At 47.3% G+C, this 4,320-nt stretch carries 4 protein-coding genes; all 4 read right to left on the bottom strand.

The window, feature by feature from the left end:
- A partial coding sequence (locus tag IQ260_RS28205) for a hypothetical protein (RefSeq protein WP_228016502.1) occupies positions 1–1,100 on the bottom strand: 1,100 nt, incomplete at its 3' end.
- 8 nt (positions 1,101–1,108) lie between these two features.
- Positions 1,109–2,191: a VWA containing CoxE family protein gene (locus IQ260_RS28210; protein ID WP_193996396.1), complete on the bottom strand. Its 1,083-nt coding sequence runs from the start codon at positions 2,189–2,191 to the stop codon at positions 1,109–1,111.
- Positions 2,184–3,134: an AAA family ATPase gene (locus tag IQ260_RS28215; protein WP_193996397.1), complete on the bottom strand. Its 951-nt coding sequence runs from the start codon at positions 3,132–3,134 to the stop codon at positions 2,184–2,186. Before IQ260_RS28215 ends, IQ260_RS28210 begins: the two co-directional genes overlap by 8 nt.
- Positions 3,135–3,156: 22 nt before the next feature.
- Complete coding sequence (locus IQ260_RS28220) at positions 3,157–4,179, bottom strand: hypothetical protein (RefSeq protein WP_193996398.1); 1,023 nt, start codon at positions 4,177–4,179, stop codon at positions 3,157–3,159.
- Between the last annotated feature and the right edge of the window lie 141 nt (positions 4,180–4,320).

Consider the following 4,320-nt stretch of genomic DNA (forward strand, 5'->3'; position numbering starts at 1 on the left):
ATATCAGCCTGTTCTTCTACGTTGTTGTCACCTCGCACAATCCAAAAGGTAGAGGCATCCCATGATGCAACAGGTCGGCTGATCAAAACCTCCTGAGGCTGTTCCGTTTCAGGTTGCAGCAGCAGCACTGTATCCCCTTCCTCAGGCACATCGCCCCATTCCTCTATCCAATCTGCAAGAATACGCGCTCGTTGCTGTTCATGTGCCTCACCAGCTACATCTTCATCAAAAGGAGCATCATCCGCCTCCAACGTCAGAATCAAGAACTCCTCAGTCTGCAAAGCTGCCGGAAAAACACTCTCAGCAGTCTCATCATCGAACCGTCCGTCAACAAATTCAAACTCAGTAAGCGGCGGAAAACCTTCTGAACTATCAGATAATTTAATCTGAGGTGTAGGCAGTAAGGACGATGGCACAGTCAGCTCCACTCCATCCATCACAGCATAGGATGCCCTCGCTTGGTCTGAGGCCACTTTTCTAGGATCGGCTAGAAGCTTCCCCAACACTCGGGCATAGGCCAGCAGTTGTGGATACGCCTGCAACTTGGGGGCTAGTTCTTGAGTAAAGCTGGATAAGCGAGCCATTTCGGACCTGACAGCTGCAGACAGTCCATTTGATTCACCAACGCCAGATGCCAGCTGATACGCTTCAGCCAGATGACGAGCCACCTTCTCGCGCTGAGCATCGTCAATGTAAATCATCGCCGCTAGCTGCTGGTCCTGCAAATCTTGACGACTGCGGTAGGGATTCTCAGATTCTAGATGCTGTACATATTTCAGCAACAGCTTGGCTACCGATTTCAACTGTTCTTCCCCCAGCACCTGCTCCATCTCATCCATGAGATAGGCCCGCACCGCTGTCTCCATAGCATATTGCTCATACCCCACGGGATAACACAGATCAGACAGCAGCAAATCTGCCTCTGCCACCCAGGGCAGTGCAACATACCGCAGAAATTGATTTCTAAGATAGTGCAATAGTTCTGGAGTTAGCACTAAGGGCAGGGCAGCATAATACGCCAGTTGCAAATAGGACGGCTCAAACCGACGAACAAATCGCTCTACTTGCCGTTGAGCCTGCGTAACTTGGGTACCACTCATAGACCGCTCTATCCCTGCGCCGACTGTAACGGCTGACCCCGAATAATTTCAATCAAATTACTAAAGCCATCTTGATCCATCTGCTCCATCGCCACCAAATAGGCAATTAGCTCCGCTGACGTTCCATTCCACCGGTCTACCGGCATTGGATTTAACCATCCAATTAGCTCAGTGCGCTGCTGCAACGGCACTAAAAACTCAGTCGTAGAACGCACTCGCTCAATATGCTGTCCCCCCCGAGCAGCCCCTGCATCACTGAAAATCAACACGCTTGTATCCCCATCGCACAATGGCCAGATTTCCTGCAACGCTATGGGCTCAGTTAAGCGGGGATCTCGATAAACGTGAGTAGTGGGGACATTGTGAAAATAGTACACGTCCACACGGGTTAGACCGCCTCCCTGGGCAGTTTCAGCCAGGTCTCGACTAAACCGGTGAAACGGAGTCATCGATCCATCTTGATCGATCAGCAGCAATAAACTGGCATGGTTAATCTCGCGACGATGATAAACCGGAGACAAAAAGAACCCTGCTTTTGCCACATGGTCCACCGTTGATTCAATATCGAGTACATCCAACGGCCCATCAGGTCTAGGACGCCTCAAATATCGCCAAGCATAGGCCATGGAGCGACGTAAAATAGGCCAATAGGTTTGCAGCTCGGGCAAATCTTCAATATCTGCAGACGGGAGCGGTGGCTGCAGCGCCAGGGGCTCTAACTCCGGCTGAGACAGACGCGGCTGAGGCATTTCTGCTGGCATAGGTTCTTCCCGCAAGGGCACGGACGGCAGTGATTCAGACGATGGTCTGTGATCCGGTACATCAGAACGAGATTGTGATGAACTGGAGTCAACCTGCTGCGCCACCTCATGCCAAATTTGCTCAAATAATCGCTGCTGAGGTAGCGAATGGCACCACAACAACTGTAGTATCAGCTGTAGCTCCTCACGACCTGACAGCTCAAAGTCGCCCTGAAGCACATCTAAGGCTGCCAGATACTCCCGCATTCCTAGCTTAAAGGGCTGACGCACTCGTCGAAACAGTTGCGTAATTAGATCCTCAAAAACAGCCTCATCTACATCGCTACGCATACTTGAGCCAGTCACTGCGTAGCTTAAACAATAACTCTGGATGAGGAATCGATGCGCCAGATTTTAGTTGTTCTGCTGGATAGGGTTTATTGTCAAACCCCTGCAGCGCATCTAACCAGTCTAAAAACTCACTGGTCCCAGGATTTTTGAACAAACCTCCATTACGACGTAGTTCTAAAAATTGTTCTGCAGCCGCTTTAAAGAGCATGGCGCTAGGTTTCTTGCTAGCTTTCGCGCGTCTTGGCTTTACCTGGTAGTGAGCATCAACAATCTCCTTTAAACGTTTTTGATCGTCTGGAAACTTCACATAGTAGTAAATACATCGTCGCAAAAAGGGAGCTGGCAAATCGCCTTTTTCTTTATTACTGGTAATAATCACAATGGGCATGTGTTTTGCCTGGACCTTATTCTCACCAATTTCACCCGTCTCGGGGATTTCAAAGGCCCAAGGCTCATCTAACACGCCCAACAAATCATTAGGAAAATCCAAATCGGCTTTATCAATCTCGTCAATTAGCACTACCGCAGGTCGATCATCTACGAGAAAAGCTTTACCCAAGGCTCCCCAACGTCGGTAACAGGTGGGATCGCTGGGCTGACGGTTTAAAGTTGGCTCAATTTCTTTGGCTTGAACATCATGGAGACGCAATACAGCATCATAGCTATACAGTCCGTCTTTTGCCCTACTGGTGGAGCCCACATCCCAACGATAAAACGGCAGTCCTAATTCATAAGCAAGGGCTGATGCTAAGCGAGTTTTTCCACAGCCCGCTTCCCCCTCTAGCAGCAGCGGTCGCCCTAGATAGATGGCTAAATTCACCGCTTTAATCAAGGCTTTGTCAGCAATATACGGTTCTTCGATCTCTGGTGCATCAGGATGGGCATCTTCAGGACGCAAGCTGGGATCACCCTGGAATCGATACTGAGTTAACTTTCTAGGCATTGAATTCGGTCCTCGTCAGTCCTCAAGAAGTACAGTGGGTCATAGCATTCATCAACTCGTGATAGACCTTATTGGGTATTCCCCCAGTAACGTAATGGATATTTTCAGCCATTTGCTCAATCTGATCATCGTTTAATCGTTTGACCTGGGCAGTTAATCCTGAAAAATCAAATAACCAATCGCAGATTTCAGGTTCAGTCCATCTTTGCAGAGTTAGCTCGAAAATCTTGCTGCCATTGAAGTTCTTTTTGTTACAACAGAGATCTGAAGATAAACAGCCTTTAGAGACAGTGCCACCTTGAACCGCTAAAACAGCCATCAGTCGGATATTACGTTTTTGGCTAGAAATTGCAGGTAGTTGACTCACTAAAGGCATCCAAAAGTCATTAACAAACCATTTCAGAAAGCTATCGTGTGGCTGCAACCGATAGAGCTGAATCTCAAGCAAAAAGATCTGCCCACTTTCTAGGGAATCTATTATTCGTTTGATAATTGCTTGGGTACACCCTTTAAGATTATTTTGCTCCACAGGCATGTCAATGATGTATCGCTCTGCCAAACGAGATAACACGCCCATAGCATCCGCATTTTGAAATGACGAAAAACCAATCGAGCGAGGTACAAGCCCCGAGCCCAAGTCTGACTGGATGCGATGTTTGATTTTTTGAATACACCACTTACCCCCCATATCCTGACTTTTGCGTATAAAAAACAGAGCAGATCCTTCTCTGCGTTTTAGAGGCTTAAATATGGTGTTAAGGGCTGATTCAACCTTAGAATAGTTGATTTTATGAAGCTCTTCCTCCCAAACATTAGAAAGCTGGCGATAGCTTTCGCTTTCGCTTTTTTGGGGAACTCTCAACTCATTAATTTCTCTTTGAGTAGCCTGAATCGATGTTTCTAGCTGCTTAATTTCTTCTTCAAGATTAATTTTTTCTGTATCACTCAAGGTTTTAGACATTTGAGCATATGCGGCCTGATATTTCTTCAGAAGCGTTTTCTGATATGCCTCTTTTTGCTGAATCAGGAGCCCATTTACTTCCATAGTCATCTTTGTAAATGATGTCTCCTCAAGCCCCAAGGCCAGTAATTTCAGCTTCTACTTGCTGCAGTTCCTGTTCCAATGTAGTCATTTGCTCTTGAACAGTTACCTTATCAGCTTCTCCAAGTATTTTAGGCGGTGGGT

Origin of the sequence: Leptolyngbya cf. ectocarpi LEGE 11479 (assembly GCF_015207065.1) — a bacterium.
GTDB classification, from domain to species: Bacteria; Cyanobacteriota; Cyanobacteriia; order Phormidesmidales; family Phormidesmidaceae; genus Leptothoe; species Leptothoe ectocarpi.